The sequence below is a fragment of the Ekhidna sp. genome (assembly GCF_963691765.1).
In the GTDB taxonomy this organism is placed as follows: domain Bacteria; phylum Bacteroidota; class Bacteroidia; order Cytophagales; family Cyclobacteriaceae; genus Ekhidna.
Genome location: NZ_OY829375.1, coordinates 3066526 through 3090134 on the forward strand (window position 1 = coordinate 3066526; position 23609 = coordinate 3090134).

A 23609-nucleotide genomic window follows, 5' to 3' on the forward strand; every position below is an offset into this window, starting at 1 on the left:
TGCTTGTATGATCTTTGCCAATGATCAAACTAGCTTTGACCTCCAAAATTATATTTTCACGAATTTAAAGATTGATTTGAGAAACATTTTTTTAACCGTTCTTGTAATTGTTTGCTCTTGTTCTAGCACAAATGAGCCAGAAAATCTCATAAGTCGTGAGAAAATGGTGAAAGTAATGACTGAGATTCACATACTTGAAGCGAAAATGAGCAAAGTTCAAGTAGAGCCATTAGATAGTACTCAGTCTGTATATGATCATTACGAAGGTTTGCTTTTTGAAGATTTAGGAATAACTAAAGATCAGTATGAGATAAGCTTCAACTACTATGTAGATAATCCAAATGAGTTTGAGAAGATCTATCAGGCTGTAGTTGATACATTGATGGAACGAGATAACATGTTTAAGTAGTGAAGGTATATCCGCAGGATATTGAACAAAAATTAGGTTTTGATCAGATACGTGAACATCTGATACGTTTCTGCCAGAGCACTAGAGGGGAACAGCTCGCAAGAAAAGCTAAGCCAACTGATCGTCATGAAATATTATTGAGTTGGCTTGGACAAGCTAAGGAGATGATTCGCTTAAAGGGAAGCTCTGACGAAAAGGTTTCTTTTGAGTTTCCCGACATTGATGACTACCTGGTTCAGGTTAAAGTGCCAGGTTCATTCTTGGATCCGCAAGATTTTCATGAATTGAAAAGAGGGGTTAATACACTCACCTCATGGGTGTCCTTTTTTCAACGGAAAGGTGTTGAATATCCTGAGTTGCATAGTCTTTCCAACTCTATTTACATAGATCCTAATCTTGCCATTCATATCGATAATACAATTGATGATAGGGGAGAAGTAAAAGATTCAGCTTCCCGGGAACTATCCGAGATTAGAACAAAAATTTCCAAATCAGAACGCGCTGTACGGAGCGCCATTAATAAAGTTCTTAAAAAAGCCAAGGAAGATCAGTTTACAGAAGATGACAGCACATTGACTGTTCGTGATGGTCGGCTAGTAATTCCAATAAAGGCCGAGCATAAAAAACGAATTCAAGGTTTTGTTCATGATGAATCGGCAACTGGACAAACTGTATATCTGGAGCCCGGAGAGGTTTTGGAATTGAATAATGAAGTGAGGGAGTTGAAATATGCTGAGAAAAGAGAGGTTATACGAATACTCATAGCTTTATCTGATCATGTAAGAGCAAATCTTGCTGACTTAAAAAGTGGGGCTGGATTACTTGAAAAACTAGATTTTATTCATTCAAAAGCACTTTTGGCTGAGCTTCTAAATGCAGTGATACCGGAAGTTGTAAAATCGACTTCTGTATCCATTGTTAATGGCGTGCATCCATTACTGTTTTTATCTCATATTGAAAATGGCAAATCTGTAGTGCCATTGAATTTGAGGTTAGATCATGGTAAAAGAATTTTAATAATCTCCGGCCCCAATGCCGGAGGTAAGTCTGTTGCATTAAAGACTGTTGGACTGATGCAATACATGCTGCAAACGGGTCTGCCTATTTCTGTGAATGAGGAAAGTGTTTTTGGAATTTTTTCATCCATATTCATAGATATTGGTGATACCCAGTCAATAGAGGATGATTTGAGTACTTACAGCTCACACCTGACATCTATGAAATATTTTTTGGAGAATACCGATAAGAAATCAATGTTTCTAATTGATGAATTTGGAAAAGGTACAGAACCTCAGTTTGGTGGAGCTATAGCAGAATCAGTACTTTCTGATTTAAACAAGAAGAAAGCATTCGGTATTATTACTACACATTATCAGAATCTTAAGAAAATTGGAGATGAAACTCCAGGACTGATAAATGGTGCAATGAAATATGACCTAGATGCATTAGAACCTCTTTTTGAATTGGAGGTTGGCAAGCCCGGGTCTTCATTTGCGTTTGAAATTGCTAGTAAAATTGGTTTGCCCGAGAGTATTATCAATTCATCTAGGTCTAAGATTGGAAGCTCGCATGTCGCGTATGATCAATTACTGAATGAACTCGAAAAGGAAAAATCTCGCTTTGAAAAGCTAACTAAGAATCTAAAAGGAGAGCAAGCAGATATAACCAAGGTTAGAAAAGATTACGAAGACCTCAGAAAGATGCTAGATGAGGATAAAAAGCGAATCATCAAGGAGGCAAAAAAAGAGGCTAGCTATATCTTAGATAATGCGAATAAGGATGTAGAGCGCGTAATTAGAGAAATAAAAGAGAGCAAAGCCTCTAAAGAACGTACAAAAGCAGCAAGGCAAGAATTAGATCAAAAGAAGTCAAAATTTAAGGAGCCTAAAGCACCAAAAAAAATCAAGCTGAGTGAGGGTGATGTGGTCCAAGTAATTGGTCAGGATACCTCTGGGACAATTCAAAAAATAAAAGGAAAGCAAGCGGAAGTATTGTTAGGCTCTATGAAGTCAATTGTTTCCATTGATAAGTTGCAAAAGGCCAATGCCTCACCGCAGGTAAGCTATCAGAAGAAGGTCAAGAAAATGGGTATTGACATAAGTCATAAGATGGCAAATTTTGAGCATGAAATATCTATACGAGGCATGAGGGCAGATGAGGCGATGAGTAAGGTTGAGGCCTTTATTGACGAAGCATTATTAGTGGGCGTAGACGAAGTGCGTATCGTTCATGGAAAAGGGCATGGTGTCCTTAGGGATATAGTTAGAAACATAGCAAAAGGCCATACTAGCATTGCAAGTGTTGAAGATGAGCATGCTGATCGAGGGGGTGCTGGTATCTCCATAATTAAACTTCAATGAAAGATTTTACAAGAAGTCAGTTAGCACTTCGAAACGGTGCAGAGCGGGAGGAGATTTGGATTGCATACCAAGGTGTAATTTATGATGTCACCAATAGCAGACTTTGGAAGGATGGCAAGCATTATGAGCATTGGGCTGGACAAGATTTGACAGAAGAATTAGCTGACGCCCCACACGATACAAAAGTTTTTGAGAAATTACACGTTATTGGTCGTTTGATTGTTTGATTTTGTTACTCTATTTAAAATTTCTTTACCTAAATGATTCCATACGCAGACTTAAAAATTCAGTACAAATCAATCAGAGCAGAGATCGATGCAGCGATTCAGGATTGTATTGATAATACCATGTTTATTGGTGGCGACAAGATCAAGGCTTTCGAAGAAGGCTTCGCCAAATATTCGAGGATGAAATATGCTGTTGGATGTGCAAATGGTACAGATGCTATTGAAATTGCATTGAAAGTTTTAGGAGTTGGTCCTGGCGATGAGGTTTTAGTCCCGGCACTTACTTGGATTAGTACTGCTGGAGCTGTAAATAATGTAGGGGCCGAACCAATTTTCGTCGATGTTTTAGAAGATGAACGAACCATAAATCCGTCGTTATTGGAAGAGAAAATTACACCTAAAACAAAAGCTATTATACCCGTGCATTTATACGGATTGCCTGCAAAAATGAAAGAAATAATGGAGGTGGCGAATGCGCATAATATTAAGGTCATTGAAGATAGTGCTCAGGCTCATGGCGCCGAAATTGATGGAGAAAGGATAGGGTCATTTGGTCATTTAGCTACTTTTAGTTTTTATCCAGGGAAAAATATGGGTGCCTATGGCGATGCTGGAGGTATCGTTACCAATTCGGAAGAACTTGCGATTAATTGCAAGTTGATAACTAATCATGGTCAGCTTGTTAAGCATAATCATAAAATCATTGGTCGAAACAGTCGACTGGACACAATTCAGGCAGCTATACTTAATGTTAAGCTAAAATATATTGAAGAGTGGACGGAACGTAGAATCGAGAAAGCTGAGATATATAAAGATGTGCTTACTAATGTGATGACGCCTTCAAAACCCAAGAATTATAAGCATGTCTATCACGTTTATGCAATACAGAGCGAAAGAAGAGATGAATTAAAAAAAGTATTAGATAATGCAAATATTGGAAATGCAATACATTATCCTAATCCACTTCCATTTGTAGCATCTTACGCATATAAAGGACATAGATCAGGTGATTTCCCAATTGCTGAAAAGCTATGCAAAGAACTTTTAAGCCTTCCCATCTATCCTGAAATAAAGCAAGATGATATCAATAAAGTTACTGATGTTATCAACAACCTATGATTTTTTAAATGGATGAGGCGATTGCGGCTTTTTGGCTAACGGGTGATATTCTCCTACACACCCTTGAGGTACCTGGTTTCTGATATCATATACTATATCGATTGCCGTTTTTGCTTCTTCTATCCTGAAGCCATCTCCATTCAAGATATTGCTATAACTTAAGGTGTGTAGGTCTGTAAAACCTCCACTAAACTCAAATTCTTCGTCTTCAATTGTTAAAGATCGAAAGGTTGTTTTGCCTGCTTCTTTTGCTGAGACAGGAAGTAAATCTGAGTTAATACTTAGAAACCATCTAATATTTGCTCGCTCCAATTCTAAAAAACCTGATGATCTATCGTGAGAGTTTACTTTTACAGTATTTTTTTTCACGCCACCAAAAATCCAGGTAAGCATATCAAAGAAATGAATGCCGATATTTGTACTAATACCTCCACTCATACTAGAATCTCCTTTCCAACTTGTATAATACCAATTGCCGCGACTGGTAAGGTAAGTCAAATCTATATCCCAGGATTTATTGGGATTGGCATTCACTTTTTCTTTTAATTCAATTACTGCTGGATGTAAACGAAGCTGAAGTATCGTATAGATGTTCTGGTCGGATTCTTTTTCTATTTCAAGTAATGAATCAATATTCCATGGATTTAGAACTAGCGGTTTTTCACATATCGCATCTGCGCCGTTTCTTAATGCAAATCTCATATGAGCATCATGAAGATAATTTGGAGAGCAAATACTTACATAGTCTACTTGATTGCCGCTTCTCTTTAATTTATCTATATGCCTATCAAAGCGTTCGAATTCTGTAAAGAATGCTGCATTTGGAAAATAACTATCTATAATTCCTACACTATCACTTGGATCAAGAGCTGCAACAAGATGATTCTCAGTCTCTTTTATTGCTTTCATATGTCTTGGAGCGATAAAACCTGCGGCTCCAATTAGTGCAAAACGCTTATTCATAACTTTTTAACTTCATCGTCTTCCAATTTATAAGTGGAATTTTCTTCCGCACAGAAAAACTCAGATTTACTATTAAAATTAAGCTTGTGACCCTTTTCACTAACCCAACCAACCTGAGCGCCTGGATTTCCAACAATGAGCGCATAATTTTTTACTTCTTTCGTAACCACTGTACCGGCACCTATAAGAGAATATGCACCAATTGTATTGCCACATATGATCGTTGCATTTGCACCAATTGTTGCACCTTTTCTGACTATTGTCTTAGCAAATTCTTTTTTCCTATTGACTCTACTTCGAGGATTGATCACATTGGTGAATACTGCAGACGGACCAATGAATACGTCATCTTCACAAATTACTCCATCGTAAACGGAAACATTATTTTGAATCTTGACATTATCACCAATTTTGACATTGGACATTATAAAAACATTTTGTCCAAGACTGCAATTTTCCCCTATTGAAGCATTGGTCATCACGTGTGAAAAATGCCAAATTTTTGTCCCATCCCCAATCTCACAACCTTCATCTATGATTGCTGATTTATGAACGAAGATATTTCTATGCGGAAGTTCCATTTTCTTTCAAAGGTTATTAGAAAAATCTATAATAGATCACTTTTATATAGCATAGCTTTTAATCTTTTCGCAACGACTTGATGTCCTTCTTTACTAAAGTGTACTCCATCGGGATAATGAATTTCGCTTTTGAAATCACTTAAGTCTAGAAATTGCTGTTCAAATTTTTCAGCAGTAGCTTTAATAAGTTCATTGTATTTTTTATGTTTCTCCTTCGTTCCTGGTAGTTGTTTTTCAACTCTTCCGTTAGCAATATTGATTGGCATTAAAATCAGTTGGGCATTGGTTTCTTTAAGTAATAGACTTATTAGAAGTTCAAACCTCACCTTAAATTTCCTATGAGATACCCATGATTTTTTTCCTCTCAATCGAACAAAAAAAGGTCTCAAAGGAATTATTATTTTATTGTAAATCGACTTAAACAACTTAGTAACGATTGTATCCACTTTCTTTGTTGCAAGTCGGTTAAACCAAAGTGGCACTTCCCTTGTCGATGCGTCTACAACACCTATATTGACAATATACACGTTTGGAAACGTGTTTATAATTTCATCACTTTTAACAAGCCAGTTTGAAACAGTACTAGCCCCCAAAGCTCTATTTTCTACCGTTGCCTGGGAACCTAGTAAATCCCTTAATAATTGTGTGTAATTTTTGTTGTTAGGATGTTTTTGATGAGGTCTCACCCTAAGCGCAACGGAATTACCTATGATGACAATTTTCATTGGACTATTTTAATTCTGCATATACAAATTTATGCTCTAACCTTTTAGTTGCGTAACCTCTTTCTACAAGTAGATTCTCAACTTCAGTCGTGATGTCTCTGCCATCCTTATTGTATCGTGCAGCTATCGCAAAGTGTTTTGGAATGAACGATTGTAATCCCTCTAATGCTTCATATTCTGCTCCATTCAATTGAATTAGCATAAAATCTACTCCTTTGACATCACTATCATCCAAAATCTTGTCTAATGTATTGACTTCAATTGTTTCTGTATTTTGATTTTGAAAAACTAGGTCGATGCTTGCTGACTGAAATTCTGTAGTCTTTCGTTGGAAGACCTTTTGCTCATTAGCATTCCATACACCCTTTTCGACAATTACAGTATTCTTTAAATTATTCGCCTCGATATTTTTTCTTAGATACTCGATGTTTTCCGGAATAGGTTCTATGGCAATGATTTTTCCTTTTGGGCCGACTTTTTGAGATAGATATATTGTGTAAAACCCTCTATATGCCCCCATTTCAGCAATAACATCTTCTTTTTTCACTGTATACATAGCTTCCTTTGAGGGACCGCCCCATTTCAAATTGCCATCTTTATACCGTATGATAATGTCCATCGCAATTTGATAACATTCGAATGGTAGTTGCTTTTTTAAGTTTGAAGGAATAAGAATTTTGTAAAATTTTCTTTCCTTCTTCATAGACTTTGGCCCATAGAAAACCAGGCCATCGTTAAGCCTTACAAAAGAATGACCATCTTCATCTATTGAAGCTGATTCTATTTGCAAAGATCTAATTTGTCTTGAGACAACTATCTTCTGATATATGTATAAGATTATTTTTAGCATCGATAAGAAAATTTTAAAAAGCTAAAGATGTTCGGTGCGGTCTTGAAATATGTGAATTTGACATTTTAAACTACAGTTTGAATTGATACAGTGAACTAAGTTGTTCGCATATCGACATCAAGTTGTTTTTATCTTCATCATTCCAATTATCGTAAGATGGAAAGTGCTTCTCTATTTGCGGGTTCTTTTTCACTGATAAAGCTTTTTCCAATTCTTCTTTAGATTTTTCAATATTTAGAAATTGAAAAAGATTGAGAAGTTCTCCAACATCCCTTTTTGAAAAATCAAATGAAAATGACCTGTTGGGGTATGTTTGTTTGAAGTCCTCAATAAATTGGTTTGTTTCATTCCATACCCAACTAATTTTTCCTACACTAGAAAAATTCTCCCAATGATTATTACTCGTAGGGGAAATTATTTTCTCTGTAGCTGCTTCATTTGTTTGAAACCACCCTCTATTTATTCCTGAAGTAACAAATTCGCCTGGGTGTCTATATAGGTGAATAAATTTAGCTGTAGGAAAAAGTTCGGCTAGGGAATATGCGAAAAACGTTATGTGATTGTTAGTCTCTATATATCGTTTTTTGCTTTTATAAGCATGCCTTAAATGCTGCTCTCTGCCAGCAAAAAAAATTTGCTTTGCCGTTTCAAGCGGGGTGTGTCCAGCCTCCTGGTGGATATTGTACATGAATTTATTTTGTACGGATAAATTTGGTGTCGGATCATGAAATACAACAGCATGCTTCACTTTTTTTAGTGCATGTGTAAACCATTCAGTTCCACACCTTCCGGTTGAAAGAAAAAATATAGGCTCATCAATCAAATGAGGATTTGCAAAAAGTATTTCAGATCTAATCTTGCGACTAGGTTTTCCGAACTTAGTCATCCAATATAATTGATCAATTATTTGAGTTAACCTCATTATTCTTTAGGTGTTTTATCAGGCCAGATCCCGTATAGCTTTCTGCTTTCATATTAGAAATTAATTTCAAAATCTGTTCATAAGTGCAGGTAACACCTGGATTTAGTGTTTCGTCAAAAAATGAATTATGCCAAAGTAGTGTAAAAATTCCATTGTGCTTTTCCACTTCTTTCAAAATAGTTGTTATTGAATCTACAACCTGTCCTGAATTTAGTTTTCTATACCCATAGAGTGTTGTATCCATCGAAATGAGAGGGAATTGCCAAACCTCTAAAGCCCTTTGCTCCTTGAAATCATATGGCTTGAACGGAAGGCAAAAAGAGTTTCTAAAACCTTCATGCTCAGCGAAACCATAGCTTGAATCATAACATAATCCAGCTTCTTGGTGAATTTTGAAAGTCAAAGATAGATCGATCCAAAGCCGGTGTTGTCGACCACCCTCAACTTTAATGTTAGAAGCAGCTTCAAGCCTTCGGATTTCTTCAACTAGATTTTTTTTGTTTTTAAATGACTTGTTCGTTCCATGAATGCCAATTTCATGATTTGCTTCTTTTAATTGCTGATAAAGATTTAGCATCCTTGACTCATCAAAAGTATATTTCGATCCTCCTATTTTATCCATATCTAAAAAGTAATAGGAGGCACCAATATTATTCAGCTGTTCTTGTTTGAGTAGATATTCGAAATTCCAATATGGGTTACTCCTCCATGGATTTACAAATTGAAAGAGAGATTCGATTGTAGCCTTGAAAATACGCCATTTTGAATAGGTACTTTTAGATAGTCCCAAAAGTTCTTTGATCTTAAAACCAAGATGAGGCCAGCCATACTTATCTATTAGGTCGATATCATGAGACAAAAGAAATCCGAAAGAATTGAACAATTTCTTTTTAACCATGGCCTTCCTGCCTTGCTTAAGCAGGAGTGTATTAATCCCTTCAAAAATCAGATCAAAATACTCGTTTACAATAGGCCTTCTAATTATCTCTAATTGACTTTGAATAGAAGAATTGTATTTTACTCTTCCCCAATGATCTCGCTCAGAGTTTTCGAAATGTTCATGATAGCCACTCAAAAGGTAAAATGCTGATTTCAGTAGATCATGATTAAAAATCAAGTTTTCATTTTCATCAATAGAATAAGCAGCGTCTTTATTGGAAGAAAATAGGATAGGAAGATCATCAAGGTATGAAATGGTAAGGCCTTTAGAATGAGGCCTGAATACAATACTATTTTTCATTTTAGATCCTTCTGAATAGCAATAAGCTATATCTATCGCATCTATATCCATTACCATCTTTAGGTGATATAAAATATAGTTTAGCTCATGCTCATTCAGTGGTCTTTCCATTTGACTGTATTAGAGACTATGTTTTGAATTAAAAGGGAAAAAATGTGAAACTTGCAGCTTTGCAAAAATAGCTAAGCATATCATATGAAGATAGGGGTAGTAGTTGACAACGATTATTATAAGGATGTTAGGGTTACAAGGGAAGTTCGCTTACTTGAGACATATGGCTTTGAGGTTTTTGTTTTGTGCCTTACGTTTAAAAAGCCGGTTGAAGAGGTAAAAGGAAGAGTCAGTATTATTCCTGTATACATCCATAGGAGACTAAAAAACACGCTTTATTTCTTTATGAATTCCTTTCCATTTTATGAGCTATGGTGGAAAAAACATATTAGTGAGTTTATTAAACGATTTGATTTAGACGTTGTCCACACCCATGATCTTTATATGTCAAAGTGTGCTAAAATGGGTATTAAATCTTCAGGAAAGCCGATTCCTTTGATTCTTGATTTGCATGAAAACTATCCTCATGCTGTGCAAAGCTATAAATGGACACAGGGAAGCCTTAGATCTTTGCTTTCAAGACCAAAAAAATGGATAAAGAAAGAAAAAGAGTATCTGGACTATGCTGATCGAATAGTTGTTCTAAGTGAAGACTTTAAAAACTTACTAACACAACGATATCAATCCATTGAACCAAAAACCCTTACTGTATTTCCAAATGTGGTGGATATAGAAGTTTTTGATGAATATGAGATTCAAGATGTATCAATTCAGTTGCAAAATTTAAGTCCTCTACGAGTTTTATATTTTGGTATGGTTGCTAGCAGGAGAGGCATCTTTCGAACATTAAAATCTTGTGAGGAATTGCTCCTTGAAGGGAAAGATTTTTCACTTATTATTATCGGTCCTGTAGATGCCGGTGATAAAGATCAGTTTTTTGCTGAAATTTCAAAGCCAATATTTAAACAGCACCTTATTTATATTCCTTGGATTGATTTACCAATGCTTCCATCGTATTTACTGGCATGTGATATAGCTCTCGCACCTTTCGATAAGAATCCTCAACATGAGTCCGGTATTGCAAACAAAATTTTTCAATATATGTATGGGAAGCTTCCAATTGTCGCCTCCAATTGTAAACCTCAACAAGAACTTATTGAGAATCATGACATAGGAAAAATATTTGCTTCCGACCAGGAGTTTACTCAGCAGTTAAGGTGGATGATAGATAATGAAGAGGAAAGAAAAAACATGGGTGAAAGGGCTTTTAAGACTCTAATGAATAATTACCATCAAAATGCTTTTAAGGATACTTTCATTTCACTATATACAGACCTAAAGACCGGTTAATCCAATCTTCTTAAATATAGAACGAATAATATTTAGCAGTTCTTTTGATGGTTTCCCGAGTATCAAAAAGAGGAAAAATCCGATTGATAATGCTGAACTCCTAACAAGAATATCAATCCAAGGATTTTCAGCATAAGAAAATTTACTATTTATAAACAGGAATAATGGTATTAGTAGGATTGTAGGTATTGTCCATTTTGAAAATGGTGAAAAACTGAATTTTATCTTTACGAATAGAAACTTAAAGAGGTTGAATAGAAAGAAAGTCAATAGGGACGCATATGCTGCACCCTCTATACCATATCTCGGAATCAGTAAAATATTCAACATGATTGTCATCAATCCCAAGGATGCAATTAAAAATATATTGACTCGGTAATAGTTCGACATTACAATAATCTCTCCATTGGTACTGAATACCATGTTCACAAGTTTGGCAAGACCAATGATATAGACGATTGAAATCCCGGAGCGATAAAGATCTCCATTTGGCATTATTGTGTATATGTTGGGGAGGTTCACAACAATCCCTAAGAAAATATAAGACCCTAGAATCAGCATGTTGATTGATGCTTTTTTATAGTCGTCATGGATTTTATCTAAGCGGTTTGCCTTAAAATCCTCTGTGATTACAGGTTGCGTTATTTGCATTATGAACTTACGTGGCAGTTCAATTACTACCGCCATGAAAATAGCTGTAGTGTAAATTGCATTGGCCTCAAGGCCAATATACCTTGATATCATGATCTGATCGATTTGGATGACTGCCACGGTTCCCAGTCCGCTCAATAGTGCGTATCGAGCATAAACGAAAACCTCTTTATAATTTGATTCTTGAATTTGCTCCCTTGAAACAGAAAGCTGAAAATTGAATTTTCTAGATACAAAGTAGAATGTGATTATTATCAGTATGAGATAAATAGCACTTTGGAATACTAGGAAAGTATGTACTTTGAATATTGCTAATCCTACTAAAACCACAGCGCTAGCTTGCATGAACTTCAGCAAGGTTTCTCGTATAAAGCTAGGTATAGCAATGTCTTTTTTCGCCTGTAAAATTGCTTCCAATAAGCTGTGGCAGCCTGTTAAAAATATCAGCAACAGAGTAAGCCACAAGTACTCATTTAGGATTGCAGCTTTTTCAGAATAGAAATTGAGGAGCATTGGTTTAAAGAGAACAGCGAGCCCAATTAAAACTGCAGAAAGAAGCCCAAATACAATTGATCCTAAGAATACTAAGGTTTCGTTTTGCTTTTCTGTATTCCTAGCAAAGAATCGAAGGAATGAACTTTTAAGACCAAAAAGAGGTATAGGAGCAAGCAGTGCAGCTGTGCTCATTATTGTGCGATAAAGCCCTATTTCCTCAGGAGTAAAGTATTTGGGCATTAAAATGACCACATTCAAGTACCCTATTCCTACGCCTATATAAGCTGCAATAGAGGACCAAAAGCTTTGTCGTATTACAATACCCATCGAGAAAGCTTAACGCCTAAAATCAACTACAACACCACCCAAAAAAAGCAAGAGAACTAGTGATCCAAAGATTACGGTGACTGAATTTCCTGCGCGATACGTCTGCGGAGCAAATTCAAATACAATTTCATGTTGTCCATCTGGAATTTCGAGTGCTCTTAAAACGTAGTTTGCTCTAAGCATTTCCGCCGGCTCTCCATCAATTGAAACTGTCCATCCAGCATCATAGTAAATTTCAGAAAAGACACCAAGTGCAGCACCACCGCTTACATTTGCTGAATAGCTAATCTTATTTGGCAATTTTTCATTCAGTAAAATTGTTCCAGATCCGGTAACATTTGGAATATCAAATTTATTCGCATCGATAATCGCCTGCGTTTTTGTATCAATTGAACATACGCTACTAATTTCCTCATCTGGTGAATTCACTGGTATGATCGAATTAACGATCCATGCATTGCCGTTTGCATATCTATTAGGAAATACACCGCTGGATTGTGCACCTGCATACATAAATCTCGTATTCAGCATATTGAGAACTGGAAGGCTGGAGAAATCTAATGATTGACTTTGCAATTGCTGAATAGCCAATTGCATTTCTCCTTGAATACAGTAATCTATCAAGTCATTGTATCTTCTGATCTTAGCTCCATGGTATCCTCCAATAGATTCATGATAGTAGGAAGTTCTATTTTCATTGAATGGATTCTGAAGGTTTAGTACTCTATCTCCCGGTTGAGTTTGAGCCAGAATTGCATTGTCTGCATCAGTTTTGGCAAAGAATTCTTCTAGAGGGCTTTTTACGAATGTATCATGGCTTAAAAATCTTGTAGTAAGCGAATAGCTATCAACGAAAACGAGAATAGCTAATCCAAGAATTACTTGAGAAACATTGACATTTTTCTTAAAGCGCCACCAAACCAAGGCACCAAAACTTGCTAGGAAAACCATGGTGCGAAGCGCTTCTCTGACCAACAGAGATTTTCTATCTGATCTTAAAGCCTCGACAAACCATTCTGGCATACGATCGTCAACTGCTCCTCTAAAGCCAATAGCACCAGAAAAAAGCATAAGCGCTAAAAGGAATCCGCCACAGATACCAAATGTGAGGTATAGATTCTTTTTTAGCGATTCATTCCATTCCATTCCCACCAGCTTTTCAAGGGCCATAAATCCAAGTAGATTCATTGCAAATACAGAGATAATGATAGTGAAGGTCACAGATCTGAACTTGTTGTATCCAGGCAAATAGTCGAATAGGAATTCGTTAAAAGTGTTGAAATTATTTCCCCAACTCATCATGATGCCAAGAATAAAGAGTGTGATCAGCCACACTTTTTGATTTTTTGGAAGAAGTAAAATTCCCAATACAAAAAGAGTGACCGTAAAAGTACCGGCATAATACGGTGCTGTAAGTGGTTGATTTCCCCAATAGGTAGGAACAGCCTTTACTTGATCTGCTATTTGAGATCTATTGTATCCAGCATTGCGAAGGGCATCGGCTACTGCAGACTTCGTTGATAATTCTTGCTGAGACGATCCTCCAAAAATATTTGGAACAAATAGAAACAGAGGCTCTGCTATCCCATTGCTATATCTAAACGCATATTCTTTGTCTAATCCAGAAGAAGCTGCTTGGTCAGATTTGAGTTCAGATTTGCCGCGAATCGTGTATTTACTGTATTCAAGTGTAGTAGCAAGTCGCCCGTAATTTGCCCCAACGGCCAATATGGCTGCTACGACAAGAATTGCAGTATTTATCGCAAACGGTTTGAGTTCTTTTTCCTTTATAGTCTTTACCAACAAGTTGATTCCGTAAGCGGCCACAATAATTATTAGGTAATAGGTTATCTGCGGGTGGTTAGCTCTGATCTCTAAGCCTAATGCCAGTGCAGTGAGGCCTGCTCCAAGCCAACGTCGACCAGAAAAAGTCAAATGGATTCCAGCCAAAACCAGGGGTGCAATTGCTACAGCGGCAATCTTTGCATTGTGGCCGGCTACAAGGCTGATGACATTAAATCCATTGAGTCCGAAGGCTACTGCTCCTGCAGCTGCAATTAGCGGTCTAACTCCAAAACTTAATAGGAGAATGTAAAAGCTTACAAAAGCAAAGAAGAGAATACCAGAAGGATGCCCCATTCCCAGTAGGAGAAACTTGTAGGTATATTTTAATACGTCTCCAGAATACTGAATTCCAGTTAGGTAGGATGGCATTCCGCCAAATAAATAAGGGTTCCAAAGTGCTTCCTCGCCAGTAGCATTGCGATGCAATTCTAGTTGATAGTTGCTTCCACTGCTTTGCAAAATATCATGTTGGCTTATTTCTTTCCCAGCCAAAAAATTAGGATAATGAACAATGATGTTGACAAGAAGAAACCCAAGAATAACTAAGACATGGGTGAGGATATTTTTCTTAAGGGTTGAATTCATTTTGGAAGTGTGATGTTTAAGAACCGTTCAAAGGTAGAATGAATGAGTCTATTGATGTCTGATGAAATCCGAAATCGATAAATAAGTGTGATAAATGTCACAGAAATCAAAAATGATCTCAAAAGAATGTTCACTATTGGGTTAAAATCAAATTTTATTAACATCGCCAAAGTGGCGATTACAATACCAATGCCTATCAAGGAAGCATGTGATTTGACTAGCGGATGTATTCCAAATTTGAAATAAACAAATCCTGCTTTTAACAAAATATGAATAAAAATGGAGGAAAAGTAGGCGATAACCGCCCCATTCAAACCCCAGATTGGCAAAAGCTGATAATTTAATACAATGAGAAGGATAGCTACTGTCAGTTGAAAGAATAGGTTGAACCTATAGTATTTAGAGAAATTGATAATCTCTCCAGCAAAGCTTGATATCATTAGAAATAATTTTGCAGTGCAAACTCCAACTACAACCCAATAGCCCAATTTGAATTCATCTCCCTTAGGAATAAAGGCAAAAAGATCATTCAGATTTGTAATGATACCTATGTAGATAAGGACGCCAATTACAGACATTGTAATAGAACTCTTTTTATAGATTTTCTCAACAGCCTTTATGTTTTCATTTTCAAATTTCTCGGATATAATGGGCGCTATTACTTTGGCCATATTTTTTCTTGGCATCTCTACAATTATTGCTATTAAGAAACATGTTGTGAAAATTCCATTCATCTCAGCACCTAAAGTTGTGGTCACCTGATCATATGTGATGTTATTTATAATAGAGAAACTTCCAGCTAAGAGCATGCTATAAGCTCCGAACTTGAGAAGCTTATTTTTCCATTCCTTAGTAAGGAACGTAATATTGAAATCTAACTTTAGTTTGTGGACTATCTTTAATTGAAATACCAACAAGACTACTGTTGAGAAATATAGTATCCCCAGTCCGACAATTGAGGCATCAAAATCCCACCAATCTACAGCATATCCAAAGACTAGTATAAGGTAGCCTAATCTTAGATATAGCTCTTGAATAAATGATGGGAATACTATTTTCAGAATAGATCTACTGTAGTTATAAAATATCTCGAAAAGGCTGTTTGAAAGAATAATGACACCACTGATAGCTATGAAATCAATATATTTTGGGGCTGTTGTCGCGTATCTCATTGCTACAAAATCTTTGGCTAAATAGCCAATTCCAAAGACTAATAGATTTCCTAGAAGCGTTATTACTAATAAAAATGTGAAGAGTTTACTCTGGTCTTCTTTAGCGAAGGAAGGGAAATACTTTAGGTAAGAACTTGCCATTCCTAATGTAGAAATATGCGAAATGATCATAGCATTCGCAGTGATTAGTGTAAACAAGCCAATTTGGTCAAGATCAAAATATTCAGCTCTGAAATAGAGTGCATTCAAGTATCCGATGGCAATACCTAAATAAGCAATGAAAGTTCCCCAAAAACTTTGTTTAACAACTACTCCCACTTCGTAGAATTAGAAAAACCACAATTTAATAGAAAGAGCAACTACCATCACCGATAGGATTGTTCTTATCATTCGATCACTTTTTCCTACAGACCATCTACTCCCAATCCAAGCTCCAATTGAATTGCCAAGTGCTAGAACAAGCCCATATTCCCAACGAATTTTACCTTCAAGATAAAAAACAATAACCGCGGCGAGCGTATAGCAAAGGATTACGAAGACCTTGATACTGTTAGTTTTAGCCATGTTAAATCCATGGATACTAGTAAGAGTTGCTATTATTAAGAAGCCAATCCCTGCTTGAATAAATCCTCCATATATTCCAAGAAAGAAAAAAGCAATAACACTTGTCCATACTTTGCTTTTCGAAAGCAATTCTTCTGGATTAAGTTTCATCGCGGGTTTGAAAACAGAGATAGACATTATCACAATCATGACTATTGCTAGTATTCTATTAAATACTTGATCGCTAATGTCAACAGCAATATTTGATCCTATTATTGCTCCTATTATTGCTGGAATTGCCACATAAATTGCAAATGGGAATACATAGACTCCTTTGCTTCGATATCCCGCAACCGAAAAAATGTTTTGAATGAAAATAGCAACCCTATTGGTTCCATTTGCCTCAGCTGACGGCAATCCCATAAATATCAATAGCGGCATGATTAGAAGTGAACCTCCACCAGCAATGCTATTTACAAAACCAGCAAACACACCAACGAAAACAAGTAAAAATCCTTCTAGCAATGACATTCTTTAGAGTTTGTAATCCGTTAGTAAGCAATCTAATTTATCCGAGCATTTAGCTAACATTTGCATTTGTGTTTCTCCGTTTACGGGGTGTAGCTCTAATGGACACATCTCGACTAAAGGAATAAGTGTGAATTTTCTTCCCTCAATACCCGAATGCGGAACGGTCAATCTTTCGTTTTCTATTTGTAAATCATGATAGTATAAAATATCAATGTCTATGCATCGCTCGCCCCACTTAGCTTTTCTGATTCTTCCAAGTCGTTCCTCTACTTCAAGGATTGTTTTTAATAATTCTTGTGGTTCTTTGGAGGTATCGATTTGCAATACAACATTTAAGAACCAATCTTGGTCACTCTTTCCCCAAGGCTCAGTTTCATAAATAGAAGATTCGTCAACCACCTTGATGTCTTCAAGGATTAGTTGCTTCTCGGCCTCTCTTAGGTATTCCAACCGATTGCCCATATTGCTACCCAACAGGATGTAAATTCCGTTCATCTACTTTCTTAATCCAATGTTTGCAAACCTCGTCTTACTTTTGCGAGTTTCAAAGACAAACTAAACGTTCCAAATTAATATACATGGCTTTCTTAAGAAATTTACTAGCCACACTTTTAGGTCTAATCATTTTTACATTTTTAGGCTTTTTTATGTTGGTAGGATTAATTGCATCTGCATCCACTGATGAGGTACCCTCCGTAAAGACCAATTCTGTTTTGTATTTCCCTATGTCGGGTATCTTGATGGAAAAAGCAGTTGAAGATCCTTTTCTCAATGCATTTGGGGATGGGCCTTCGCCACAAAGTCTGCTAGATATAGTTACAGCGATAGAAAGAGCGAAAACAGACGATCGAATAAAAGGTATTTATCTCGAGCCCATGTATATGGCTGGAAGCTATGCTGGGTTGAAGGAAATAAGAGATGCATTGGTGTCATTTAAGGAATCAGGAAAGTTCATTTATGCTTACGGAGAGTACATTAGTGAATCTGATTACTATGTTGCTTCTGTGGCAGATAGTTTATTCATTAATCCTACTGGTGCTATTGAGTTTAACGGACTAAGTGCCAATATTACCTTCTATAAGGGCATGTTTGATAAGCTGGATATCAAACCAGAGGTGTTTAGAGTTGGTGATTTCAAAAGCTATGTGGAGCCCTACATCCGAAAAGATATGAGCGAAGCTAACAGACTTCAGTACACTGAACTGTTAAACTCCATGTATGGAACCTATTTGGAAGGTGTGTCCAATTCAATTCAAATTCCGGTTGATAAGCTTAGTGAAATCTCTAGCCAAATGGTGATAAACCTACCACAGGATGCAGTGGACGTCGGGCTAATTCACAGCCTTGGGTACGAAGACGAATTGAAGAGTGTAATTAAAGAAAAGCTTGGTCTTAGAGAGAGTGCAGAGCTTCGAACCATGAAAATGAATAAATACATTCAGGCTACCTCCACTGAATCAGCATATTCGAGCAATAGAATTGCTGTTATTGTGGCTGAGGGTAATATAACTATGGGTGGAGATGAAGGCATTGTAGGTCACACTTTCGCGAAGGAAATTAGAAAAGCAAGAAATAATGATAAAGTAAAAGCCATAGTTATGCGTGTCAACTCTGGTGGTGGTAGCATGACGGCCTCAGATATGATATGGCGTGAGCTTATGCTTACAAAAGGTAAAAAGCCAATCATTGCTTCAATGGGTGGTGCCGCAGCTTCTGGAGGGTATTACATAGCGATGCCTGCAGATACAATTCTTGCTCAGCCTAATACGATCACAGGCTCTATTGGAATTTTTGGTATGTGGTTCAATTTTGGAGAATTCCTAGAGAATAAAGTGGGTATTACTCATGATGTAGTTAAGACAGGTGATTTCTCTGACATATACACTGTAACTAGACCATTACGAGATGCTGAAAGAGCGATCATTCAGCGAGGTGTCAATGAAGGTTATGAAGTCTTTACCCAAAAGGTAGCAGATGCAAGAGGTAAATCGCAGGAAGAAATTAAAAGAATTGCTAGTGGAAGAGTATGGAGCGGATCACAAGCAGTTGAAAATGGTTTAGTTGACCAACTAGGAGATTTTAATGATGCAATAGAATTGGCCGCCATTGCAGCTGGAATTGAGAATGACTATTCAATAGCATATTATCCTAAACAAAAACCATTTATCGAGGAGATAGTGGAAAAAATGAATGCTAAAATTCAATTTACTTTGTTTGGGATTGATGCGGATCCATTGGTACAGAAAGCAAAGCAATTACATCAGCTTAAAGGGCTTCAAGCAAGACTGCCTGGTGATTTAAAGGTTGAATAGTAAATAGCTAGTATTATGACTAATTGGTGTCGAATGATATATTTAACATGATATGAAAGTTATCAACATCATTGGGCGCTGGGTTTTTGGTATTCTGTGTACTCTCATAGGGTTATATCCAATTATCTACTTACTTGCCGATGGCAATGTGGGGCTTCTTACTCAAAAATCACAAGAAATTTTAGAAAGCAACCTCTGGCAGATTGCCTTTTATTCCCATATCATACCTGGAGGAATTGCATTGCTTATTGGTTGGCTCCAGTTTAGTAAGAGGCTTCGAAATAAAAATATGGGTTTGCACCGGACCATTGGGAAAGTTTATGTTGTGACTGCAGTAATTGGTGGACTAAGTGGAGTTTATTTAGGAGTTTATGCTAACGAAGGAATAGTCAGTCAGACGGGCTTTACTTTGCTGGGAATAGTCTGGGTAATAACTACATTGCTTGGCTACTCTTCGATTAAAAGAGGGGATATAGAAAAACACCAACAATTCATGTTATATAGTTATGCAGTCTGCTTTGCGGCTGTTTCATTGAGGCTATGGATGCCAATTCTGATCATGACCTTCAAAGACCCTGCATTGGCTTTTAAAATTGTTGCTTGGTGGTGTTGGGTTCCCAACTTGATCGTCGTGCACTTATACTGGATTCGTAGGACTAATCAGCTTAGAAGCTCTAATGCCATTTGATCTTCAGTGTAGTAGTTCCCGTTCCACTTAATAGCATTTTTTTCTGAGGCATATGTTATAAATCCAAATTGCTCATAGAGCCATTTAGCTTTTTCATTGGTTGGGATAACGGTCAAGTTAATTTGTTCAATTCCGTTTATCATTTTGGCCCTTTTGATGACTTCTGAAATCAAGTGTTTGCCGATACCTTTTCCTCGATGCTCTTCAGCAACTATCATACGTGTAAGTAATCCTTTATGTCGCAACTTTTCTCTATTTGTCCCTTCTCTCTTAAAGGAGACAACACCTATCAGTTTACCGTCTAAAAATGCACCAAGCGTAAATTCTTCTTTTGAGTCATTGATGTTAAAGTGAATATCTAGATCGTCATTTGGTGAAATTCTAAAACAATCATGATCATTGATTAATGCATGTCGCACCAAAGCGAGATAGTCGAATTCACTTTTTGAGGTTAGTTCTGAAATCTGAATGTCATCCATATTAGTTAGTCAATCAGATTTATAGATACCACTAGTTATTCCTCAGTCAGCTTTTTCTTTAGAGCCATTAAGCTTCGTTTTCGCGGAATATGCAATACTTTTCTTTCCCAACGAACGAGAAAAAAGGCCAATGCAAACATCCCAATAATTAATAACCACTTCTCTAGAGAAGCCCCGAAATAGACCATTTTTCCAAATGAAAATATACCAACGGGAATCAAATAGTAGTAGATCATTATGGTAGCAATCTGTATTATTGAATCATTACTCGCAATCGCGTGATCCAATTCTCCCAGCATGGTACGATCAAATATTTGTTCGTTTCTCATTCTTCTTAATCGGAAGAAGGCTAGAAACACAACAGTTAAAGCCATCATTACGGCACCGGCATAATCCCAAAATCCCTCTTTGTCGATAATTGCATCGGCTAAAAGAAATATAGAACATGCACTATTTATTATCATCAAACTAACTTCCACGGTATTGATTCTTCTTTTTGCCGCATTTTTCTTCCTTGTCACACTTCGGTGCAAGGCTGATTCATTGATCGCATACATAGTTTCTCCTTTTTGTTCGTTCCAAACTTTTTTCATTTCCTCAAACTCCATATTCGTATTGTTTTGAGTTATTGACTAAATGTTTTTTGATTCGATGAATTTTCACTCCGATGTTGCTTTCAGAGATACCCATCATGTCGGACATCTCTTTATAGCTATAGCCATCTAAGAGTAATAGCGTTAGCGACCTGTCAATTTGGTTTAGTTGTTTGATTTGGTCATAAAGCCAACTGATACGTTCATCTTTAGGCTCATCATTTGACTTCAAAATATTGACCATATTTCCAACCTCGGTATGGCTATCAACATGTTTCCTTTCTCTTGTACTCCATTTTATAGCCGTATTCAGTGCTATTCGATAAAGCCAAGTAGAAACAGCTGAAGATCCTTTAAAATTTGGGATAGAGCGATACATCTGCATACAGACCTCTTGAAAAAGATCATTTTGATCTTCTTCAGTGGATGCATATGCCCTAATCACTTTAAAGAGTAACGCTCGATAGCCATTTAGCCATTCGTTAAAAATATCTCGCTGTTCGCTTTCTTTCATTTTCGAATCGTTACCCCACTAGTCCTAGCAAGTAGAGATTTCTTACAAGAAGAAAGAAAAAAATTAATTGAGCTGCTCCTCGATGCTCTTTGTTACATGCGAATCGACTTCACCTGTATGCGCGGTACTCTTGTTTTCAATCAACATGATTTGGCATTCACTTTTGGACGAGACTCTATGGTTGACAGATTTTTTCACAACATAAAAATCCCCTTTCTTCATCGTAAATGGATCTTTACCTTCTTCCTCAAATAAGAGTTCGCCATCTAGTATGAAAAAAGCTTCATCTTCATGCGCATGATTGTGCCATGGAATATCTTCGCCCTTGATTTTAGCAACCTTTACATACACATCATTGACCTCCCCAATGACTTTTGGCGAGAAGTATTGATTCACTTGTGATAGATAATCTTGAATGTTCATGATATAAAGATAAGTGGATTGGAAGTCAGAATGCTACTAATACTAATTTTGCACTATGCCTATTCACGACATTGTGGTCACTCCCGAAATTGGATTCAGTTCAGAAGCTCTTGAATCATATCTAACCAGTTCGGGAAAATTGAACAAACACCAATTTGTAGATATCCTAAGAAGATCAGTAGATGCTCGTCAGAAAAATATCAAGGTAAATCTTAGGGTGGAAATAAGAGATACTCCGCCTGCAGTTGAGTATGTGGAATATCATAAAAAAGAACATGATGTTAGGAATAAGCAACCTGTTATCATTGTTGGAGCTGGTCCAGCAGGTCTATTTGCTGCCATAAAGGCAATCGAAAATGGATTAAAGCCTATTGTCTTAGAAAGGGGGAAAGACGTCCAAGCTAGAAGGAGGGATTTAGCAGCAATAAACAAGGAACACATTGTAAACCCAGAAAGTAATTATTGTTTTGGAGAAGGTGGAGCTGGAACTTACTCAGATGGGAAGCTGTATACCAGATCAAAAAAACGAGGTAGTGTACGTCGCATATTTGAAATCTTGGTAGCTCATGGAGCAACGCCAGAAATCTTATTTGAATCACATCCTCACATTGGTACCAACAAATTGCCAAAGTTAGTTTCGGCCCTAAGAGAGACGATTGAAAATTCTGGGGGTGAAGTTCATTTCAATGCTAAGGTCATTGATTTCATTATTGATAACGGAGAAATTAATGGAGTCAAGACTGAGGTAGGGGAACATAAGGGAGTAGCTGTAGTATTAGCAACCGGACATTCGGCAAGAGATATTTTTAGATTGTGTAAAAATAGAAATGTAAAAATTGAAGCAAAGCCATTTGCATTAGGAGTGAGAGTGGAGCATCCGCAGCAATTGATTGATCAAATTCAATATAAATGTGACGATAGAGGGGATTATTTGCCTGCTTCAGCATATTCTCTAGTTGCACAATCGACCTTGAAAAGTACTGAAAGAGGTGTTTTTTCCTTTTGTATGTGTCCAGGTGGATTCATTGTTCCAGCTGCTACGACTCCTGGAGAATTAGTTGTAAATGGGATGAGTCCTTCACGAAGAGATAGTAGATACGCTAACTCAGGAATAGTTGTAGCTGTAGAACTTGAAGAAACGATAAACTATAAAAAGCACGAAGAATTAGCTGCCATGGAATTTCAAGCAGATGTCGAAAAGCAAGCATGGAAAATGGGGGGAGAAACACAAGTAGCCCCAGCTCAAAGACTAGTTGATTTTGTCAATGGTAAAGTTTCTAACTCATTGCTTGATACCTCTTATCAGCCTGGATTAAAATCAATTGATATGATGGAGGTTCTACCGTCATCAATTGGTAAGAGATTAAGGCAGGGGTTTCAATTTTTCGGAAAAAAGATGAAAGGGTATTTAACCAATGAAGCTCAAATTGTAGGAGTGGAAAGTAGAACTTCATCACCTGTGAGGATTCCGCGCGATAAAGAGACATGTGAGCATATTGAGATTAAACGTCTGTTTCCATGTGCGGAGGGAGCTGGTTATGCAGGCGGAATTGTGTCTGCAGCAATGGATGGAGAGCGTTGTATGGAAGGAGTAATTGCCATTTACAAAGATTAAATTTTGATTTAATAAGAATTACCGTAGGATAGAGCTATT

General features: G+C 36.9%; 23 protein-coding genes. 8 read left to right on the forward strand and 15 right to left on the reverse strand.

The genetic code is table 11. The features are described 5' to 3' along the window. The first annotated feature begins 7 nt into the window (after positions 1–7). Genes ACY650_RS13955 through ACY650_RS13970 form a run of 4 tightly spaced genes read left to right on the forward strand, consistent with a single transcriptional unit; the run spans position 8 to position 4115 of the window. Complete coding sequence (locus ACY650_RS13955; protein ID WP_462248250.1) at positions 8–409, forward strand: DUF4296 domain-containing protein; 402 nt, start codon at positions 8–10, stop codon at positions 407–409. Then, positions 409–2769 (forward strand): endonuclease MutS2, encoded by a 2361-nt coding sequence (locus ACY650_RS13960; RefSeq protein WP_462248251.1) that lies wholly within the window; start codon positions 409–411, stop codon positions 2767–2769. The genes ACY650_RS13955 and ACY650_RS13960 overlap by 1 nt, the downstream gene beginning before the upstream one ends. Then, positions 2766–2996, forward strand: coding sequence for a cytochrome b5 domain-containing protein (locus ACY650_RS13965; protein ID WP_462248252.1), 231 nt, complete (start codon positions 2766–2768; stop codon positions 2994–2996). Before ACY650_RS13960 ends, ACY650_RS13965 begins: the two co-directional genes overlap by 4 nt. 33 nt (positions 2997–3029) lie before the next feature. Then, positions 3030–4115: a DegT/DnrJ/EryC1/StrS family aminotransferase gene (locus ACY650_RS13970; RefSeq protein WP_462248253.1), complete on the forward strand. Its 1086-nt coding sequence runs from the start codon at positions 3030–3032 to the stop codon at positions 4113–4115. Here ACY650_RS13970 and ACY650_RS13975 read toward each other — a convergent pair. From ACY650_RS13975 to ACY650_RS14000, 6 genes are all read right to left on the reverse strand, one after another. Then, complete coding sequence (locus ACY650_RS13975; RefSeq protein ID WP_462248254.1) at positions 4110–5078, reverse strand: Gfo/Idh/MocA family oxidoreductase; 969 nt, start codon at positions 5076–5078, stop codon at positions 4110–4112. The genes ACY650_RS13970 and ACY650_RS13975 overlap by 6 nt on opposite strands. Beyond that, positions 5075–5659 (reverse strand): acyltransferase, encoded by a 585-nt coding sequence (locus ACY650_RS13980; protein WP_462248255.1) that lies wholly within the window; start codon positions 5657–5659, stop codon positions 5075–5077. Before ACY650_RS13980 ends, ACY650_RS13975 begins: the two co-directional genes overlap by 4 nt. 26 nt (positions 5660–5685) lie before the next feature. Beyond that, positions 5686–6384 (reverse strand): SGNH/GDSL hydrolase family protein, encoded by a 699-nt coding sequence (locus ACY650_RS13985; protein ID WP_462248256.1) that lies wholly within the window; start codon positions 6382–6384, stop codon positions 5686–5688. Positions 6385–6388: 4 nt separating this feature from the next. Further along, on the reverse strand, positions 6389–7234 hold the full coding sequence (locus ACY650_RS13990; protein WP_462248257.1) for an FkbM family methyltransferase: 846 nt from the start codon (positions 7232–7234) through the stop codon (positions 6389–6391). Positions 7235–7304: 70 nt separating this feature from the next. Further along, positions 7305–8120 (reverse strand): sulfotransferase, encoded by an 816-nt coding sequence (locus ACY650_RS13995; protein ID WP_462248258.1) that lies wholly within the window; start codon positions 8118–8120, stop codon positions 7305–7307. A gap of 13 nt (positions 8121–8133) precedes the next feature. Further along, positions 8134–9507 carry a polysaccharide deacetylase family protein gene (locus ACY650_RS14000; RefSeq protein WP_462248259.1) on the reverse strand — a complete coding sequence of 458 codons (1374 nt, stop codon included), beginning with the start codon at positions 9505–9507 and terminating at the stop codon, positions 8134–8136. A gap of 84 nt (positions 9508–9591) precedes the next feature. Between ACY650_RS14000 and ACY650_RS14005 the strand changes: the two genes are divergently transcribed. Further along, the gene (locus ACY650_RS14005) at positions 9592–10797 is read left to right on the forward strand and encodes a glycosyltransferase family 4 protein (protein ID WP_462248260.1); all 1206 of its coding nucleotides are present in this window, start codon (positions 9592–9594) and stop codon (positions 10795–10797) included. Here ACY650_RS14005 and ACY650_RS14010 read toward each other — a convergent pair. The 5 genes from ACY650_RS14010 to folK are packed head-to-tail and all read right to left on the reverse strand — an operon-like array spanning position 10783 to position 17441. Beyond that, positions 10783–12270 (reverse strand): lipopolysaccharide biosynthesis protein, encoded by a 1488-nt coding sequence (locus ACY650_RS14010; RefSeq protein WP_462248261.1) that lies wholly within the window; start codon positions 12268–12270, stop codon positions 10783–10785. The two genes, ACY650_RS14005 and ACY650_RS14010, sit on opposite strands and share 15 nt — an antisense overlap. A gap of 9 nt (positions 12271–12279) precedes the next feature. Then, a complete protein-coding gene (locus ACY650_RS14015) occupies positions 12280–14700 on the reverse strand; it encodes a YfhO family protein (RefSeq protein ID WP_462248262.1) in 2421 nt (806 codons plus the stop codon). Next, positions 14697–16190, reverse strand: a complete 1494-nt coding sequence (locus ACY650_RS14020) for a lipopolysaccharide biosynthesis protein (RefSeq protein ID WP_462248263.1) — start codon at positions 16188–16190, stop codon at positions 14697–14699. Before ACY650_RS14020 ends, ACY650_RS14015 begins: the two co-directional genes overlap by 4 nt. Positions 16191–16199: 9 nt before the next feature. After that, positions 16200–16946 (reverse strand): sulfite exporter TauE/SafE family protein, encoded by a 747-nt coding sequence (locus tag ACY650_RS14025; protein WP_462248264.1) that lies wholly within the window; start codon positions 16944–16946, stop codon positions 16200–16202. 3 nt (positions 16947–16949) lie between these two features. Further along, the gene (gene folK / locus ACY650_RS14030; RefSeq protein ID WP_462248265.1) at positions 16950–17441 is read right to left on the reverse strand and encodes a 2-amino-4-hydroxy-6-hydroxymethyldihydropteridine diphosphokinase; all 492 of its coding nucleotides are present in this window, start codon (positions 17439–17441) and stop codon (positions 16950–16952) included. A gap of 83 nt (positions 17442–17524) precedes the next feature. Between folK and sppA the strand changes: the two genes are divergently transcribed. Then, positions 17525–19258, forward strand: coding sequence for a signal peptide peptidase SppA (gene sppA, locus ACY650_RS14035; RefSeq protein ID WP_462248266.1), 1734 nt, complete (start codon positions 17525–17527; stop codon positions 19256–19258). A 52-nt stretch (positions 19259–19310) separates the two neighbouring features. Next, a complete protein-coding gene (locus tag ACY650_RS14040) occupies positions 19311–19946 on the forward strand; it encodes a DUF2306 domain-containing protein (protein ID WP_462248267.1) in 636 nt (211 codons plus the stop codon). Here ACY650_RS14040 and ACY650_RS14045 read toward each other — a convergent pair. The 4 genes from ACY650_RS14045 to ACY650_RS14060 all read right to left on the reverse strand — a co-directional run bounded on the left by ACY650_RS14045 (position 19919) and on the right by ACY650_RS14060 (position 21955). After that, positions 19919–20425, reverse strand: coding sequence for an N-acetyltransferase family protein (locus ACY650_RS14045; RefSeq protein ID WP_462248268.1), 507 nt, complete (start codon positions 20423–20425; stop codon positions 19919–19921). The genes ACY650_RS14040 and ACY650_RS14045 overlap by 28 nt on opposite strands. A gap of 35 nt (positions 20426–20460) precedes the next feature. Next, positions 20461–21033, reverse strand: coding sequence for a hypothetical protein (locus ACY650_RS14050; protein ID WP_462248269.1), 573 nt, complete (start codon positions 21031–21033; stop codon positions 20461–20463). Further along, positions 21023–21532 (reverse strand): RNA polymerase sigma factor, encoded by a 510-nt coding sequence (locus ACY650_RS14055; RefSeq protein ID WP_462248270.1) that lies wholly within the window; start codon positions 21530–21532, stop codon positions 21023–21025. Before ACY650_RS14055 ends, ACY650_RS14050 begins: the two co-directional genes overlap by 11 nt. Before the next feature lie 63 nt (positions 21533–21595). After that, the gene (locus tag ACY650_RS14060) at positions 21596–21955 is read right to left on the reverse strand and encodes a cupin domain-containing protein (protein ID WP_462248271.1); all 360 of its coding nucleotides are present in this window, start codon (positions 21953–21955) and stop codon (positions 21596–21598) included. 55 nt (positions 21956–22010) lie between these two features. On the opposite strand from ACY650_RS14060, the gene ACY650_RS14065 reads away from it, so the two are divergent. Continuing rightward, positions 22011–23570 (forward strand): NAD(P)/FAD-dependent oxidoreductase, encoded by a 1560-nt coding sequence (locus tag ACY650_RS14065; RefSeq protein WP_462248272.1) that lies wholly within the window; start codon positions 22011–22013, stop codon positions 23568–23570. Positions 23571–23609: the final 39 nt, after the last annotated feature.

Excerpts from the sequence above, each read along its gene's own strand:
- ACY650_RS14005 (WP_462248260.1), top strand. The coding sequence starts at position 9,592 with ATGAAGATAGGGGTAGTAGTTGACAACGATTATTATAAGGATGTTAGG.
- ACY650_RS13975 (WP_462248254.1), bottom strand. The coding sequence starts at position 5,078 with ATGAATAAGCGTTTTGCACTAATTGGAGCCGCAGGTTTTATCGCTCCA.
- ACY650_RS13990 (WP_462248257.1), bottom strand. The coding sequence starts at position 7,234 with ATGCTAAAAATAATCTTATACATATATCAGAAGATAGTTGTCTCAAGA.
- ACY650_RS14045 (WP_462248268.1), bottom strand. The coding sequence starts at position 20,425 with ATGGATGACATTCAGATTTCAGAACTAACCTCAAAAAGTGAATTCGAC.
- ACY650_RS14000 (WP_462248259.1), bottom strand. The coding sequence starts at position 9,507 with ATGGAAAGACCACTGAATGAGCATGAGCTAAACTATATTTTATATCAC.
- folK (WP_462248265.1), bottom strand. The coding sequence starts at position 17,441 with ATGAACGGAATTTACATCCTGTTGGGTAGCAATATGGGCAATCGGTTG.
- ACY650_RS13955 (WP_462248250.1), top strand. The coding sequence starts at position 8 with ATGATCTTTGCCAATGATCAAACTAGCTTTGACCTCCAAAATTATATT.
- ACY650_RS14010 (WP_462248261.1), bottom strand. The coding sequence starts at position 12,270 with ATGGGTATTGTAATACGACAAAGCTTTTGGTCCTCTATTGCAGCTTAT.
- ACY650_RS14055 (WP_462248270.1), bottom strand. The coding sequence starts at position 21,532 with ATGAAAGAAAGCGAACAGCGAGATATTTTTAACGAATGGCTAAATGGC.
- ACY650_RS13985 (WP_462248256.1), bottom strand. The coding sequence starts at position 6,384 with ATGAAAATTGTCATCATAGGTAATTCCGTTGCGCTTAGGGTGAGACCT.
- ACY650_RS13980 (WP_462248255.1), bottom strand. The coding sequence starts at position 5,659 with ATGGAACTTCCGCATAGAAATATCTTCGTTCATAAATCAGCAATCATA.
- ACY650_RS14065 (WP_462248272.1), top strand. The coding sequence starts at position 22,011 with ATGCCTATTCACGACATTGTGGTCACTCCCGAAATTGGATTCAGTTCA.
- sppA (WP_462248266.1), top strand. The coding sequence starts at position 17,525 with ATGGCTTTCTTAAGAAATTTACTAGCCACACTTTTAGGTCTAATCATT.
- ACY650_RS14050 (WP_462248269.1), bottom strand. The coding sequence starts at position 21,033 with ATGGAGTTTGAGGAAATGAAAAAAGTTTGGAACGAACAAAAAGGAGAA.
- ACY650_RS14015 (WP_462248262.1), bottom strand. The coding sequence starts at position 14,700 with ATGAATTCAACCCTTAAGAAAAATATCCTCACCCATGTCTTAGTTATT.
- ACY650_RS14040 (WP_462248267.1), top strand. The coding sequence starts at position 19,311 with ATGAAAGTTATCAACATCATTGGGCGCTGGGTTTTTGGTATTCTGTGT.
- ACY650_RS13965 (WP_462248252.1), top strand. The coding sequence starts at position 2,766 with ATGAAAGATTTTACAAGAAGTCAGTTAGCACTTCGAAACGGTGCAGAG.
- ACY650_RS13995 (WP_462248258.1), bottom strand. The coding sequence starts at position 8,120 with ATGACTAAGTTCGGAAAACCTAGTCGCAAGATTAGATCTGAAATACTT.
- ACY650_RS14025 (WP_462248264.1), bottom strand. The coding sequence starts at position 16,946 with ATGTCATTGCTAGAAGGATTTTTACTTGTTTTCGTTGGTGTGTTTGCT.
- ACY650_RS14060 (WP_462248271.1), bottom strand. The coding sequence starts at position 21,955 with ATGAACATTCAAGATTATCTATCACAAGTGAATCAATACTTCTCGCCA.
- ACY650_RS13970 (WP_462248253.1), top strand. The coding sequence starts at position 3,030 with ATGATTCCATACGCAGACTTAAAAATTCAGTACAAATCAATCAGAGCA.